Genomic DNA, 13,587 nt, shown 5'->3' on the forward strand with positions numbered 1-13,587 from the left:
ACAAAAAAGAGCGCCTGATGGCGCTCTTTTTGTATCTACACAACCGTGTCATTCATTGCTGATGACAATCGCCACGCGGCGGTTCTCGGCCCGACCGGCAGCCGTCTTGTTGTCGGCTATCGGATCGCGCTCGCCACGGCCCCGGATGTCCAGGTTGGCCTGCGGCATGCCGACCGAAACCAGCACGTCGGCCACCGACTGCGCCCGCTTGTAGGAGAGCTGATCGTTATAGTCCGCCGCCCCGTTGGAGTCGGTATGACCATCGATCCGCGCCCGGTTCAAGCCCACTTCCAGCAGCGTCGTCCCCAGTTTTTCCACCACGACGCGCGTCTTGGGGGTCAGGGCATCCGCGTTGTTGGCAAACAGCACACGGTTGGAGAAGTCCAGAGTCCAACCCTCGTCGGTCAGGCGAAAGCCTTGCTCCTTGAGTACGGCGATCTGCTCTGCCGTGAGGCCGTGGGGAGCACTCTGGCAACCCATCAGCACGCTCAACAGCAGACCGATCAAGCCGGTTTTCATCAGGACATGGATCTTCATTGTTATTTTTCCTCAGCAGAGACATCAAATTCCAGCTGCTCATGGAGTGCAAGCTCCCGACGCAGCCGTTTGGCTTGGTACATGGCATGGTCCGCCTGCTGCAGCAGATCGGCGGCACTCTGCCCCTGATCCGGATACAGCGCGACGCCAATGCTGACGGCCGCCACCAGCTGGCTGCCGTCCCCCAGTACCACGGGGTCCGCCATGGCCTGCTGGATGCGGGCAACCACATCCTCCGCCTCCTCCACCAGGGAGAGGGGGGTGAGCAGGATGGCAAACTCGTCGCCCCCCAGACGGCATACCAGATCCATCGGCCGCAGCTGATGTTGTACCCGTCTGGCCAGCGCGATCAGCACGTCATCCCCGGCGGCATGGCCCAGGGTGTCGTTGATCTGCTTGAAGCGATCACAATCGAGGTAGAGCAGCGCGAAGCGCTCGTCATGCAGCCGGCCCGTGGTGACCGCCTGATCCAGACGAGCCTCAAACAGAGCACGATTGGGCAAGCCGGTCAAGGCATCGTGGGTGGCCTGGTGCAGCAGGCTGGCATTCTCCCGCCGCTGGTGGGCCTGCCAGGCCTCCAGCTCGTCGAGCAGGGAGTTGAAATCCTGACCCAGCTCGTGCAGCTCGGCGATGTTGGCCTCCGGCACCCGCATGGCGAGGATCCGCTGGCGGCTCACGCTGTGGGCCACCTGGGCCAGCTCCTTGAGTGGCGCCGTGAGGGAGTGTTGCATCCGGTGCGCCACATAGAGGGCCCCCAGGGTGCTGAGCACCAGACAGAGCAGCATGGCCAACAGGGTTTGCAGCAGGAACAACAACAGATACTGGCCGTGCCCCACCAGGTGGATATGGGCGATCTCCATGCCCCCCCGCATCATGGGTTGATCCACCGGCCCCGGCAGGATGATCCGCGCCAGATACTGCTCAAGGCCGGACCAGGGGGTGCTCATGGCCCGGCTCCAGCTCGCCAGCAGCTGGCCGCTCGGCAGATAGATGCTGGCCTGCGCCACGTCTTCGTGCGTGAGGATGGCCTCCAGCGCCTCCCGGGCCGCCTCCTCGTCGTGGAACACCACGGCCGCTTCGCTGGTATAGCCGATGGCGCGGGCGACCAGCTCCAGATTGTGATCCGCATAGAGCCGCAGCGCCAGCAGGGCGATGCCGGTCAGCAGCAGACCGGCCATGCAGACCGCGGTCAGGGACGTCACCAGATGGGTGCGTCCCAGACTCTGTCGCAAGGTGAGGCGCTGGGAGGGGGGGCGGAACAGACCTATCATGACCCCCCCTCATCGGCCTTGGCCAGTTTGAGCACCGCCGGATGCACCCGCACTCCGCTCCTGGCCAGGGCATCCAGATTGACCCTGAACCGGATCCGCTCCTTGCCGATCTGCAGGCAGAAGACGGCGTCGGCCACGCACTCGGAGCTGGATTCGCTGATGCTGAGGATGGGGTAGCCACGCAGCCGTTCAAACAACGGCAAGCGCCGCTCGGAGGAGAGTACCCCCAGATAGAGCACGTCACACTGGGGGCCGATCGCCTCGTCATCGATTTCGTAGCGATGGACGCTGACCGGCCGGCCGTTGGCCTGCTGCTTGATGGAAAAGAGCGCGGTGGCGTACTCCGTCGGTGCCGCCACGCACAGGCGCAGCTCGCTCGGTTCATTCGGCCAGCGGGTATAGCTGAGAATGTCGAGCACGGTCTGGCGTACCTGCTCGGACCGCAGCTCGGCCGCGGTGAGCGGGGGCGATTCGCCGGAGAGGGCCAGCGAGCAAAACAGGGGCGCCAGCCAGACCAGGATCCTGAACAGTGAAAAAGTGTGCATCATGCCTGCGCTTACACCCGCCTCAGCAACCACACAGGGCACAGGCCCGAAGGGGGTGAGCCGGCAGGAGATAGTATGGAACTTGTCAGCAGCATGACAAGGCGCAGCCCGCAGAGCAAGGGGCTGACCGGGCTGGCGTCACAATAATGAAGAGGGCCCACCCCGGCGTGAGCCCTGCGATAAGTTACATTCATGGGGTTACTTCTTGCTGATCCCGTATTCCCGCAGTTTGTTGGCGATGGCGGTGTGCGACACCCCCAGCCGTTTGGCCAGCTGACGGGTGGAGGGGAACGCCGGGTAGAGCCGCTCCAGCAGCCTGCTCTCGAAGCGTTTCACCGCCTCGTCCAGCCCCCCTTCGAACCACTCGTCGATGAGCGGCATGGCGTCGGCCGCCACCGGCAAGTCCACGTGCTCAGGGCCGATCTCGTCCCCTTCCAGCAAGGTCATGGCGCGATAGAGGCAGTTGCGCAGCTGGCGCACGTTGCCGGGCCAGCGATAGGCGGTCAGGTACTCGGCCATGTTGCGGGTAAAGCGCGGGCGCGGACGCTGCAGTTCGCTGGCGAAGCGGGAGACGAACTGCTGGGCCAGCGCCATGATGTCCGCCTTGCGCTCGCGCAGCGGCGGCAGCGCCAGACTCAGCACGTTGAGGCGATAGTAGAGATCTTCCCGGAACTTGCCCTCATGCACCAGATCCAGCAGCTGCTTCTGGGTGGTGCAGATGAAGCGCACATTGACCTTCACCTCCTGCTCGTCGCCGACCCGGCGGAACACGCCATCCTGCAGCACCCGCAGGAACTTGGTCTGCAGATGGGGCGACATGTCGCCGATCTCGTCCAGCATCAGGGTGCCGCCGCTCGCCAGCTCCAGTACCCCGCGCTTGCCCTCGGTGTTGTTGCCAAAGGCGCCGGGGGCATAGCCGAACAGCTCGCTCTCGGCCACGTTGTCCGGCATGGCCGCACAGTTGAGCGCCATGAAGGGGTGGCTGGAGCGCAGGCTGGCACCGTGGCAGGCGCGGGCCAGCAGCTCCTTGCCGGTGCCGGTTTCGCCGACGATCAGCAGCGGCGCATCCTGCATCGCCAGCTTGCTCGCCTGGGCCAGCACCTGTTTCATCTTCTGGCTCTCGGCCTGCAGGTGTTCAAAGCCCCCCACTTCCACCGCGTGCAGCGCGCTGAAGTGCATGCCAACCCGGCGGGCGGACTTGAGCACCACCACGGCGCCGGCCAGGGCCTGCTTGCCCTTCTCCTCGGCAACGAACAGCGGCATCAGATCCGCCAGATACTCCTCGCCGCCGATGCTGAGCTTGCAGGTCTGCGGGCGGATCTCGCTCGCCTCCAGCCAGCGGCTGAAGGAGAAGCCCTTGACCAGGGAGCCGAGCGCCGCGCCGCGCACCTCCTCCACCGGCAGGGCCAGGGTGGTGAGGGCGGACTGGTTGGCCTGGGTCACCTTGCCCTTGGCATCGAGGGAAAAGACCAGATCCGGCAGCGCCTTGAGCAGCGCCTCAATCTCGTGGTGCTCCCGCTCGGAGGGCATGTAGGGGATGGTCTTGACGTCATAGACGCCGGGAATGCGGCGGATCTCCGGCATCAGGTGCTGGAAATCACGAAACTCCAGCTCGGGAAAGTTGAGATAGATGATGCCTGAGGTATCGATTTCGATGCCGCGCAGATCGATGTTGTGCTCCACCAGGCGGTCGAGCAGTTCCCGGGTCAGGCCCAGGCGGTCTTCACAGCTGACTTCAAGACGCATTCGGGACACACTTCCTAGCTAACTCTATGAATGACCGGATAATACAGACTCGATCCCGCCAGTGCGAGCGCCAGCCCATAAAAATGCGGGCCCGCCCCGTTTTCACCGGGCAGGCCCGCGTCATCTACAGGCGTTTATTTGAGCAATTTGTCGATGAGGAATGTCCTCTTCACTTCAGCTGCTCGTCCGTGCGCGCCGCCATGATGAAGCCGTTGCGGTGCAAGCCACCTATCTTGCGGGGCCACCAGCTGGCGGTCACCATCTCGCCCACTCGGTGAGTGAGGGCGTCTTCACTTCAGCAGCTCATCCGTACGCGCCGCCATGATGAAGTCGTTGCGGTGTAATCCGCCAATTTTGTGGGTCCACCAGCTGACGGTCACCTTGCCCCATTCGGTGAGAATGGCGGGATGATGAAACTCCGCCTCCGCCAGTTCACCCAGCCGGTTGGTGAAGGCGAGCGCCTCCTTGAAGTTGCGGAAGGTGAATTCGCGCCGCAGTTGCAGCTCACCTTTTACCACCAGCGGCTGCCAGTCGGGGATGAGGTGCATCAGTTCGCTCAGCTCCTGTTCGCTCACCTTGGGGGCATCGGCGCGGCACGCTTCACACTGCTGGCTGGCCAGTTCGGACATGGGACTCTCCTTGTGTATCGATGAAAAGGGGTAATCAAATACCGGCGGGCGACTCAGCTCGCCTGCTTGCCGCCGGCCGGTGCAAAACGGGGTGGACGCAGCCCCAGACGGCGCGCCTCGGCCACCATGGCCATGATGTCCTGCTCCGCCAGACGATAGAGCTCATCAAGCTCGGGCAGCACGAAATAGGTGGGCTGCATGATGTCGATGCGATACGGGGTGCGCAGCACCTCGATGGGATCAAAGGGTTGCAGCACAGGTTGGCTGCCGAGGGCATAGGCGGTCTCGCCGATGGAGGAGAGAATGCCGCCACCGTAGATGCGAAGCCCCTTCGCCGTGGCCAGCAGGCCAAACTCCACCGTGAACCAGTAGAGCCGCGCCAGAAAGACCCGATCCTCCTTGCCGGCCCGCTGGCCGAGCTGGCCATAGACATGGGTGAAGTGGGCGAAGGCGGGGTTGGTCAGCATGGCGCAATGGCCGAAGATCTCGTGAAAGATGTCGGGCTCCTGCAGGTAATCGAGCTCGTCCCGGCGGCGAATAAAGGTGGCCACCGGAAACTGGCGGTTGGCCAGCAGGGCAAAGAAGCGGTCAAAGGAGATGAGCGCCGGCACCGCCGCCACCGACCAGCCGGTGGCCGGTTGCAGCACGGCGTTGATCTGGGCCAGCTGGGGGATCCGATCCCGGGGCAGGTCGAGCCGCGCCAGCCCGGCCTGGTACTCGTCACAGGCCTTGCCTTCGAGCGCCGCCAACTGGCGTGCGATCAGGATCTGCCAGGTGCCGTGCTCCTCGTCCGAGTAGTGGATCGTGCCCGCTTCGTCCGGCTGGTGGGCGGTGTAGAGACTTGCCATGGGTGACTCCATCCTCTGGGTTGCAACCCGCCATCCGGGCGGTGTGGCGCCATTGCGCGATGAGATCACTGTAACGGTTTGCCTCCCAAAAAAGCAGCCGACCCAGGGGTCGGCTGCCGTGGACAATTGTAAATAATTTGTGACAACCACAATCGAGCCCCTGGCCTGGTGCTCACCCCTTGTTGAGGTAGCCCGCCAGCTGACCGATCAGCCGCTTGCGCAGCTCGCCGAGCCTGGGTTTCTCGTCCGCACACCAGGGCAGCGGGCGGCACGCCTCTATGGTGCGCAGGCCGAGCCGGGCAGTGAGCAGCCCGGCCCCCACCCCTTGCGCGGCGCGGGCGGAGAGCTTGGCGGTGAGCTCGGCCCCCAGCAAATCCATCCCCACCTCGGTCACCAGCTCGGTGGCGCCGGCGTAGAGCATGTTGCGAAACACCTGACGGATGAGGCGAATGCGGCTCCAGTAGCCGAGCTCGATGGCGTAGACGTCGGCGATGTCCTCGATCATCCGCAGGTTGCGCCACAGCATCAGCATCATGTCGACGGTGGCGAGCGGGCTCAGGGCCACCAGCACGGCAGCCTCTCCCGACCATTTGGCCACCCGCGCCTGGGCCAGCTTGTCGCGCTCACCGAGCACCAGCTGGCTGTAGAGGGTCAACACCTCCCGATCGTTGTGGCTCTCGTCGAGCTGGGCCAGCCAGGTCTGATATCCCTCGCGCCCCTTGTCGCCGCTGCGCTCGGCCAGCCCTTCGCAAAACCCCTGCCCCTGACCGACCCCCTGATGGGCCAGCAGATCCTCGGCCCGCGAGCGCACATCCTGGCGTCGCTTGAGGGTGCGCAGGCGCAGCCACTCGCGCCCCACCACCCCGGCGGTGCCCGCTGCCACCAGTGCCGAGGCCGCCAGCCAGGCACCGCCCCAGAGCGGGGTGGTGAGAAACTGCTCGTAGAGAAAGGCGCCGTACTGGCCCAGAGAGAGCACACCGACCGCTCCCAGTCCCCAGGCCAGCAGCCGATGACGGCGGCGCGGCTTGATGATGAGGGCGCTCTCCACCTCGGTGAGATCTTCCAGCTCATCGAGGCGCTCGAAGCTCGCCTCCTCCAGCCGCTGGGCCGGAGCCGGCGCTCGCTGGTCGTCAGCTGCCGTCAAGGTGGGTTCCAGGATCACCTTACCCTGCAGCGGCGGCTGCGCTTTTGTCTGATCGTTCATCGCTTCTCCTGAAAACCGTCTTCTGGGGGCGGCGCAGGCAACAAACCCGGACCGCACACCCTTATTCGAGGTGATCCCCGAGCAGAAACTCCAGCGCCGCATCGAGCCGGATATGGGGCAGCGCCTGATGGGCGCTCATGGGCAGCGGGCGAAAAGCCTGAAAATCAAAGCCCTGCTTGTTCCACCACTGCGCAGGCGGGATATGGGATGGCACCTCGCCCGGAAACAGCAACAGCGGCTCACCCGAGAGGCTGGTGCCACGAATGGCGGGGAACTCGCGGCCATCGGCCACCCCCTTGCCCACCTCGGTCGCCTTGATGGCGGCCAGCGCCAGACACTCGGTAGCAATCCCCTCAAAACGGGCCTGGCCGCGGCCGCTGCGCACCAGGTGTTGCAGCAGGGAGACCAGGGGGCCGTGCTGCTCCGGGGTGACGTGATCGGCCTTGCTCGCCACGAACAACAGCTTGTCGATGCGCGGTGAGAAGAGCCGCCGCCACCAGTTGCTCTTGCCGTAGGCAAAGCTCTCCATGATGCGGGCAATGGCCTGCTGCATGTCGCCAAAGCTGGCCGCCCCGGCGTTGAGGGGCTGCAGGCAATCCACCAGCACGATCTGGCGATCGAAACCAGCGAAGTGCTGCTCATAAAACCCCTGCACCAGATGCTGCTTGTACTGCTCGAAGCGCTGCTTGAGGGTGGCGTAGAGAGTCCCCTCGGCGGGCTCGCCAGCAGGCTTGTCCCACACCCAGGGCACGAACTGCAGCATGGGGGCACCGGCATACTCCCCCGGCAGCACAAAGCGGCCGGGCTGGATCAGGTGAAGCCCCAGCTCACGCTTGCAGGCGTGCAGGTAATCGGTATAGCGCTCGGCGAGCTGGGCCACCGGCCGCTCCTCGAAGCCCTGATCCGCCTGCCATGCGGGTGCCAGCCAGCCGGCGGCAAGGGCCTGCAGCTCGGGGCGGCGCAGCTGCTCGCGCACCTGCTCGCTCCACTGCTCGTAGCTCATCTCCAGCAGCGGCAAGTCGAGCAGCCACTCCCCGGGGTAATCCACCAGATCCACGTAGAGGGTGGAGATCTCCCCCAGGTGCTTGCGCAGCGGATGACGGGTGCGATAGCGGATTTCCAGGCGCACCTCGGCCACCCCGCGGGTCGGCTCGGGCCAGGCCGGCGGATCGCCAAACAGAGAGTCGAGGCCGCGCTCGTAGGCAAAGGTGGGAATATGGGCATTTTGCTGGGGTACCCGGCGAGCGCCGAGGATGCGCCCCTGGCGCAGGGCATCCCACAGGGGCAGGCGGCCGTCGATGGCCGCGTGTTCCAGCTGGTTGACCAGCGCCGTGATGAAGGCGGTCTTGCCGCTGCGAGAGAGGCCGGTGACTGCCAGCCGGATGTGGCGATCCCGGACCCGGTTCACCACGTCGCTTGCCTTGTGCTGCAGGCGATTGAATTGCTGTTCCAGTTTATTGAGTATCAAGGCTTGTTCTGTTCTCCCATACCAACCTGGCGAAGCGGGTGGCAGGCAGCCCCCCCTCGTCATGATCCCCGCCCGCCTCCCCTGCCATCAGAGGCAAGTCCAGGCCGGCGGGGCCATCGTACCGCTCAGGCCTTACAAGTTGCGAAACTCCCGCTGCAGGGTGAACTCCTTGGAGGTCACCAGCTTCTCGATGCGCTGCACCCTGGGCTCCAGCGCATCCAGCTCCTGGCCGATGCGGGCAAGGGCCTGATGAGGCGTGATGCCTGCCTGCCAGCTGCGTGCCTTCATCCGCACCTCGGCAAAGTCGGCATCCTCCTGGGCGTAAAGGGTGACCGGCTTCTTGTCGAGCAGAAACCAGGCGGCGACGTAGGCGGTGAAGGTGATGAAACCGGCGAAGATGAGGCCGCTGATGGCCAGCAGCCGCACGATCCAGGTCTCCACCCCGAAGTACTCTGCCAGGCCGGCACAGACCCCGGCTATCTTGCCGCGCTGGGGGTCACGATAGAGGTTGCGCCCCTCTTTGCTCCACTGTGTCATACCTTGTTCCTCCAGCCCGGGACTTCCGCATCCAGAATCGACTCCAGGGCGCCCACCCGCTCCTGCATCTTCTCGGCACGCACCAGCAAACCCTGCAGCTGTTCACGCTCGCCATCGGCAAGACCGGCGCCAATACGCCCCTTGGCGCGGTAGTGCAGCACCAGCCAGATGGGGGCCACCACTACCATGAAGACCACCATGGGAACCATCAACACACCCAGCAGATCTTCCATCTGTTACTCTCCCTGTTTCGGCGTGGTGTCGCTCTGGCCCAGCTTCTGGCGCATGGCTTCCAGCTCTTTGCTTATCTGATCGTCGGCTTCCAGCTCGGCAAACTGCTGGGCCAGCGCCTTGTCGGACTGCCCCAGATCGGCGCGGGCCTCCATCTCGTCGATGCGGCGCTCCATGCGCTCGAACTTGCTCACCACCGCCTGGCTGTCGCCACGGGCAACCTGGCTCTGCACGTTGAGACGGCTGCTGGCCGCTTCGGTGCGAATGGCCATCGCTTTCTGGCGGGCACGGGCATCTTCCAGCTTGGCTTCCAGCTGACGGATCTCCTCCCCCAGCTTCTCGATGCCGCTGTCCACCGCCTGCTGCTCACGCAACAGGGAGTCGGCCAGCTCGGCCTGCTTCTTCTTCTCGATGAGCGCCGCGCGGGCCAGGTCTTCCCGCTCCTTGCTCAGGGCCAGCTCGGCCTTGCCCTGCCACTCGGCGACCCGCTCCTGATGGCGGGCGACCTGGCGGCCGATCTCTTTCTGGTTGGCGAGGAAGCGGGCCAAGTTGGAGCGCTCCTTCACCAATTCGTCTTCCATCTCCTGGATGATCAGGCGCACCATCTTCTGGGGATCTTCTGCCTTGTCGAGCAGGGCCGTCAGGTTGGAATTGATGATGTCGGCCAGGCGGGAAAAAATACTCATGATTGTACTCCTGTGGTTGGCATACGTTGTTTCTCCATTGACAATGGCAACTTGTGTGCCAATCTGGAACAGAATTTAACTTGTTGATTTATATGGGGCTGCTCGATCACATTTCAAGAGACACCACACAAGTAATGATTAGAATCACCAACTTTTGGTAAGATTGACCAGCTTTCACCGACTCACGGGGATGACTATGACCACGGCCACGGAAAGCCTGTTGGGGGAATCCAACGCATTTCTCGAGATCATTGAGCAGGCCTCCCGCCTGGCGCCGCTGCGCAAGCCCGTGCTGATCATCGGCGAACGGGGTACCGGCAAGGAGCTGATCGCCCACCGCCTACATTATCTCTCGGCGCGCTGGGATCAAAGCTTTGTCACCGTCAACTGCGCCACCCTGAGCGAGAGCCTGCTGGAGACCGAGCTGTTCGGCCACGAGGCGGGCTCCTTCACCGGTGCCGCCAAGCGTCACCAGGGTCGCTTCGAGCGGGCCGACGGCGGCACCCTCTTCCTTGACGAGCTGGCCACCACCAGCGCCCGGGTGCAGGAGAAACTGCTGAGGGTCATCGAGTACGGGGAGTTCGAGCGGGTGGGCGGCGCCAAGGCCCTCAAGGTGGATGTGCGGCTGGTGTGCGCCACCAACGAGGATCTGCCGGCGCTGGCCGACAAGGGGCAATTTCGCCACGATCTGCTCGACCGGCTCGCCTTCGACGTCATCACTCTGCCCCCCCTGCGGGAGCGGCGCGACGATATTCTGATGCTGGCGGAGCACTTCGCCCACGGCATGACCCGGGAGCTCGGCTATCAGCTGTTTGCCGGCTTCTCGCGCAAGGCGACCCAGCTGCTGCTGGACTACCCCTGGCCCGGCAACGTGCGGGAGCTGAAAAACGTGGTGGAGCGCAGCATCTACCGCCAGGGCAACCCCCAGTTGCCGCTGGCCGAGCTGGTGCTCAATCCGTTCGATTCCCCCTGGCGTCCCTTGGCTCGCACCGACACCGCCGCGGCGCTGCCGAGCGAGCCGCAATCGGTGCCCGTTGCGGCCACTGCCACCCTGCCGCTGGACCTCAAACAGGCGGTGGCGGGCTACGAGATTAATTTACTCAAGCAAGCGTTGCAGCAATCCCAGTATAATCAGCGCAAAGCCGCCCAACTGCTGGCCCTGAGCTATCACCAGTTCCGCGGCATGCTGCGCAAATACCAGCTGCTGGACAGTGACAACGATGCGGATTAATAACCCGGGCAGCCCGTGCCAGAGCGGCTTCCACCCCTTGCCGGCCCCATCGCCGGCAACTTCGTATAAAAACATGGTTCGACAATGAGAATGCTCAAACCCCTGCTGCTTGGTGTGCTGGTGCTGCTCACCGGTTGTCACAAACAGGATGACGCGTCCAGAACGGGACTCATCTATTGTGCGGAAGGCTCGCCCCAGACCTTCAATCCCCAGGTCTCCAACTCGGGGGTGACCCTGGATGCCAGCTCGCGCCCGCTCTATGACCGCCTGCTGGAGGTGAACCCCAACACCCTGGCGCTCGAAGGCGGGCTCGCCACCCGCTGGCAGGTGAGCGAGGATGGTCTCTCCTATACCCTGACCCTGCGCCAGGGGGTGACCTTTCACCACACGCCCTGGTTCAACCCCTCCCGCCCCCTCAACGCCGACGACGTGGTGTTCACCTGGCAGCGGCTGCTCAACAAGCTGCACCCCTATCACGAGGTGTCCGGCGGCGAGTACCCCTACTTCTACAGCCTGGGGCTGGATCAGCTGATCAAGCGGGTCTACCGGAAGGGGGCCGATAACGTCGTGTTCGAGCTCAACCGGCCGGATGCCTCCTTCCTCGCCACCCTGGCCAGCGACTACGCCATCGTGCTCTCCGCCGAGTATGCAGAGCAGTTGCAAAAGGCCGGCACCCCGGGACTCATCGACAGCCGCCCGGTGGGCACAGGGCCGTTCAGCTTCAAGGAGTATCGCCACAACGAATACGTGCGCTATCTGCGCCACCCCGGTTACTGGGGCGGCGAGGCCAAGATTGAGCAGCTCATCTACGACATCACCCCCAAATCCTCCAAGCGGCTGGCCAAACTGCTGACCGGCGAGTGCGACGTGATGAGCACCCCCTCCGCCAGCCAGCTGTCGGTGATCGACAAGGATCCCGACCTCAGCCTGGCGGTGCAGTCCGGCATGAACGTCGCTTTCCTCGCCCTCAACACCCGCAAGGCACCGTTCAACAAGGTGCAGGTGCGCCAGGCCATCGCCAACGCCATCAACATCGACAACCTGCTGCAGGCGGTCTATTTCGAGACGGGCCAGCCCGCCAACAGCCTGCTGCCGCCGCTCTCCTGGGGTTACAACCCCTCCCTGCCGATGCGCCAGCCGGATCTCAAGCGGGCGCGCCAGCTGCTCAAGGAGGCGGGACTGGCGCAAGGCTTCGAGATGCAGGTGCTGGTGCAGCCGGGCTCGCGCGCCTACAACCCGGATGCCCTCAAGACCGCCCAGCTGATGCGAAGCGATCTGGCCAAGATCGGCATCAAGCTCAAAATCGTGCAGCAGGAGTGGCCGGTCATCGAGGCCCGCCTCGCCCAGGGTCAGTACGACAGCTTGCTCAGCGGCTGGATCGCCGACAACGCAGACCCGGACAACTTCTTTCGCCAGCTGCTGAGCTGCGCCGCCGTCGAGCGCGGCAACAACTACAGCCGCTGGTGCAGCCCGGCGTTTGATCAGCTGCTGGACGACGCGGTGACCACGCCCCAGCTGGCGTTTCGGCTGCGCAACTACTATTACGCCCAGACCCTGCTCAACGAACAGATGCCGCTCATTCCGCTGGCCCATGCCCTGCGTACCCAGGTCAGCCGCAGCGACATCGAGGGGCTCTCCCTGATGCCCTTTGGCGGCACCGTCTTCAACCAGGCCTATCGGGAGTAAGCATGTTTCTCTATATCCTGCGTCGCATCAATCTGCTGCTCATCACCCTGCTAGCGCTGACCTTCGTCGCCTACCTGCTGGACGTGCGTCTCATCGGCCAGCAAGCCAGCTTCTGGAGCGGCTACCCCGACTTCCTGCGCCGCATTCTGGATGGGGATCTGGGGCTCTCCAGCGTCTCCGGCCTGCCGGTGCTGGACGAGATCCGTCACTACTTCCCCGCCACCCTGATCCTCTGCGGGGCGGCCTTTGCCATCTCGCTGCTGGTGGGCATTCCGCTCGGCACCCTGGCGGCCCTCTCCCAGGGCAAGCCGCTCGATCTCACCATCATGACCGCCGGCCTCATCGGTTACGCGGTGCCGGTGTTCTGGCTGGCACTGCTGGTGGTGATGTTCTTCTCGCTGGAGCTGGGCTGGCTGCCCGCCTCCGGCCAGATCAGCCTGCTCTATGACGTGCCCTCCATCACCGGCATCGCCCTCATCGACGTCTTGATGAGCCACGAGCCCTGGCGCCAGGCTGCCCTGCACGACGCCCTGCGCCACCTGATCCTGCCCTCGCTGGTGCTGGCGGTGGTGCCCACCACCGAGGTGATCCGCCACGTGCGCAGCTCCCTCATCGACGTGATGAAGCAGAACTACATCAAGGCAGCGGCCAGCCGCGGCCTCTCCCGCCGCCAGATCGTCTGGCGCCACGGCCTCAAGAACGCCCTGCCGCCGGTGCTGCCGCTGCTGGGCCTGCAGCTGGGCAGCGTGCTCACCTCCGCCATGATCACCGAGGTGGTGTTCGAGTGGCACGGCATCGGCCGCTGGCTCATCAACAGCATCGCCCTGCAGGACTACGCCGCCATCCGCGGTGCCACCCTGGTGGTGGCCAGCTTCGTCATCTTCATCAGCGTCAGCACCGAGCTGCTCACCACCATCATCTACCCGGCGCGGCGCAAAGAACTCTATGCAAAACAAGACTGAACGTGC

At 64.4% G+C, this 13,587-nt stretch carries 14 protein-coding genes and 1 pseudogene; 3 read left to right on the forward strand and 12 right to left on the reverse strand.

Annotation, left to right across the window (positions count from 1 at the left end):
• Positions 1–48: 48 nt before the first annotated feature.
• The 12 genes and pseudogenes from I6L33_RS16985 to pspA form a co-directional block, all read right to left on the reverse strand.
• Complete coding sequence (locus tag I6L33_RS16985; RefSeq protein ID WP_005300102.1) at positions 49–537, reverse strand: OmpA family protein; 489 nt, start codon at positions 535–537, stop codon at positions 49–51.
• A gap of 2 nt (positions 538–539) precedes the next feature.
• Positions 540–1,808, reverse strand: a complete 1,269-nt coding sequence (locus I6L33_RS16990; RefSeq protein WP_017765502.1) for a diguanylate cyclase — start codon at positions 1,806–1,808, stop codon at positions 540–542.
• The gene (locus I6L33_RS16995; protein WP_026141919.1) at positions 1,805–2,356 is read right to left on the reverse strand and encodes a YfiR family protein; all 552 of its coding nucleotides are present in this window, start codon (positions 2,354–2,356) and stop codon (positions 1,805–1,807) included. Before I6L33_RS16995 ends, I6L33_RS16990 begins: the two co-directional genes overlap by 4 nt.
• 195 nt (positions 2,357–2,551) lie before the next feature.
• Entirely contained in the window at positions 2,552–4,099 is a 1,548-nt protein-coding gene (gene tyrR, locus I6L33_RS17000; RefSeq protein ID WP_010634201.1) for a transcriptional regulator TyrR, read from the reverse strand.
• Positions 4,100–4,268: 169 nt separating this feature from the next.
• Positions 4,269–4,358 (reverse strand): annotated as a pseudogene (locus I6L33_RS17005) (4a-hydroxytetrahydrobiopterin dehydratase); the annotation flags it as partial.
• 31 nt (positions 4,359–4,389) lie between these two features.
• Positions 4,390–4,728: a 4a-hydroxytetrahydrobiopterin dehydratase gene (locus tag I6L33_RS17010; RefSeq protein WP_017779983.1), complete on the reverse strand. Its 339-nt coding sequence runs from the start codon at positions 4,726–4,728 to the stop codon at positions 4,390–4,392.
• A 53-nt stretch (positions 4,729–4,781) separates the two neighbouring features.
• Positions 4,782–5,576, reverse strand: a complete 795-nt coding sequence (phhA, locus tag I6L33_RS17015) for a phenylalanine 4-monooxygenase (protein WP_139752647.1) — start codon at positions 5,574–5,576, stop codon at positions 4,782–4,784.
• 172 nt (positions 5,577–5,748) lie between these two features.
• Complete coding sequence (locus I6L33_RS17020) at positions 5,749–6,780, reverse strand: YcjF family protein (RefSeq protein ID WP_216972985.1); 1,032 nt, start codon at positions 6,778–6,780, stop codon at positions 5,749–5,751.
• Positions 6,781–6,841: 61 nt separating this feature from the next.
• Positions 6,842–8,248 carry a YcjX family protein gene (locus I6L33_RS17025; protein WP_216972986.1) on the reverse strand — a complete coding sequence of 469 codons (1,407 nt, stop codon included), beginning with the start codon at positions 8,246–8,248 and terminating at the stop codon, positions 6,842–6,844.
• Positions 8,249–8,380: 132 nt separating this feature from the next.
• Positions 8,381–8,785: an envelope stress response membrane protein PspC gene (gene pspC / locus I6L33_RS17030; RefSeq protein WP_213343540.1), complete on the reverse strand. Its 405-nt coding sequence runs from the start codon at positions 8,783–8,785 to the stop codon at positions 8,381–8,383.
• A complete protein-coding gene (gene pspB, locus I6L33_RS17035) occupies positions 8,782–9,018 on the reverse strand; it encodes an envelope stress response membrane protein PspB (RefSeq protein WP_005300084.1) in 237 nt (78 codons plus the stop codon). Before pspB ends, pspC begins: the two co-directional genes overlap by 4 nt.
• Before the next feature lie 3 nt (positions 9,019–9,021).
• Positions 9,022–9,702 carry a phage shock protein PspA gene (gene pspA, locus I6L33_RS17040; RefSeq protein ID WP_005300077.1) on the reverse strand — a complete coding sequence of 227 codons (681 nt, stop codon included), beginning with the start codon at positions 9,700–9,702 and terminating at the stop codon, positions 9,022–9,024.
• Positions 9,703–9,898: 196 nt separating this feature from the next.
• Here pspA and pspF point away from each other — a divergent pair, with 196 nt between their 5' ends.
• From pspF to I6L33_RS17055, 3 genes are all read left to right on the forward strand, one after another.
• Entirely contained in the window at positions 9,899–10,933 is a 1,035-nt protein-coding gene (pspF, locus tag I6L33_RS17045; RefSeq protein ID WP_216972987.1) for a phage shock protein operon transcriptional activator, read from the forward strand.
• A 90-nt stretch (positions 10,934–11,023) separates the two neighbouring features.
• Complete coding sequence (gene sapA / locus I6L33_RS17050; RefSeq protein WP_201971149.1) at positions 11,024–12,619, forward strand: ABC transporter substrate-binding protein SapA; 1,596 nt, start codon at positions 11,024–11,026, stop codon at positions 12,617–12,619.
• Positions 12,620–12,621: 2 nt separating this feature from the next.
• Entirely contained in the window at positions 12,622–13,581 is a 960-nt protein-coding gene (locus tag I6L33_RS17055) for an ABC transporter permease subunit (RefSeq protein WP_005300071.1), read from the forward strand.
• The last annotated feature ends 6 nt before the right edge of the window (positions 13,582–13,587 follow it).

This window comes from Aeromonas sp. FDAARGOS 1403 (assembly GCF_019047325.1).
In the GTDB taxonomy this organism is placed as follows: Bacteria; Pseudomonadota; Gammaproteobacteria; order Enterobacterales; family Aeromonadaceae; genus Aeromonas; species Aeromonas dhakensis.

Coding starts and splice junctions, on each gene's coding strand:
- I6L33_RS16985 (WP_005300102.1), bottom strand. CDS start 537: ATGAAGATCCATGTCCTGATGAAAACCGGCTTGATCGGTCTGCTGTTG.
- I6L33_RS16990 (WP_017765502.1), bottom strand. CDS start 1,808: ATGATAGGTCTGTTCCGCCCCCCCTCCCAGCGCCTCACCTTGCGACAG.
- I6L33_RS16995 (WP_026141919.1), bottom strand. CDS start 2,356: ATGATGCACACTTTTTCACTGTTCAGGATCCTGGTCTGGCTGGCGCCC.
- tyrR (WP_010634201.1), bottom strand. CDS start 4,099: ATGCGTCTTGAAGTCAGCTGTGAAGACCGCCTGGGCCTGACCCGGGAA.
- I6L33_RS17010 (WP_017779983.1), bottom strand. CDS start 4,728: ATGTCCGAACTGGCCAGCCAGCAGTGTGAAGCGTGCCGCGCCGATGCC.
- phhA (WP_139752647.1), bottom strand. CDS start 5,576: ATGGCAAGTCTCTACACCGCCCACCAGCCGGACGAAGCGGGCACGATC.
- I6L33_RS17020 (WP_216972985.1), bottom strand. CDS start 6,780: ATGAACGATCAGACAAAAGCGCAGCCGCCGCTGCAGGGTAAGGTGATC.
- pspC (WP_213343540.1), bottom strand. CDS start 8,785: ATGACACAGTGGAGCAAAGAGGGGCGCAACCTCTATCGTGACCCCCAG.
- pspB (WP_005300084.1), bottom strand. CDS start 9,018: ATGGAAGATCTGCTGGGTGTGTTGATGGTTCCCATGGTGGTCTTCATG.
- pspA (WP_005300077.1), bottom strand. CDS start 9,702: ATGAGTATTTTTTCCCGCCTGGCCGACATCATCAATTCCAACCTGACG.
- pspF (WP_216972987.1), top strand. CDS start 9,899: ATGACCACGGCCACGGAAAGCCTGTTGGGGGAATCCAACGCATTTCTC.
- sapA (WP_201971149.1), top strand. CDS start 11,024: ATGCTCAAACCCCTGCTGCTTGGTGTGCTGGTGCTGCTCACCGGTTGT.
- I6L33_RS17055 (WP_005300071.1), top strand. CDS start 12,622: ATGTTTCTCTATATCCTGCGTCGCATCAATCTGCTGCTCATCACCCTG.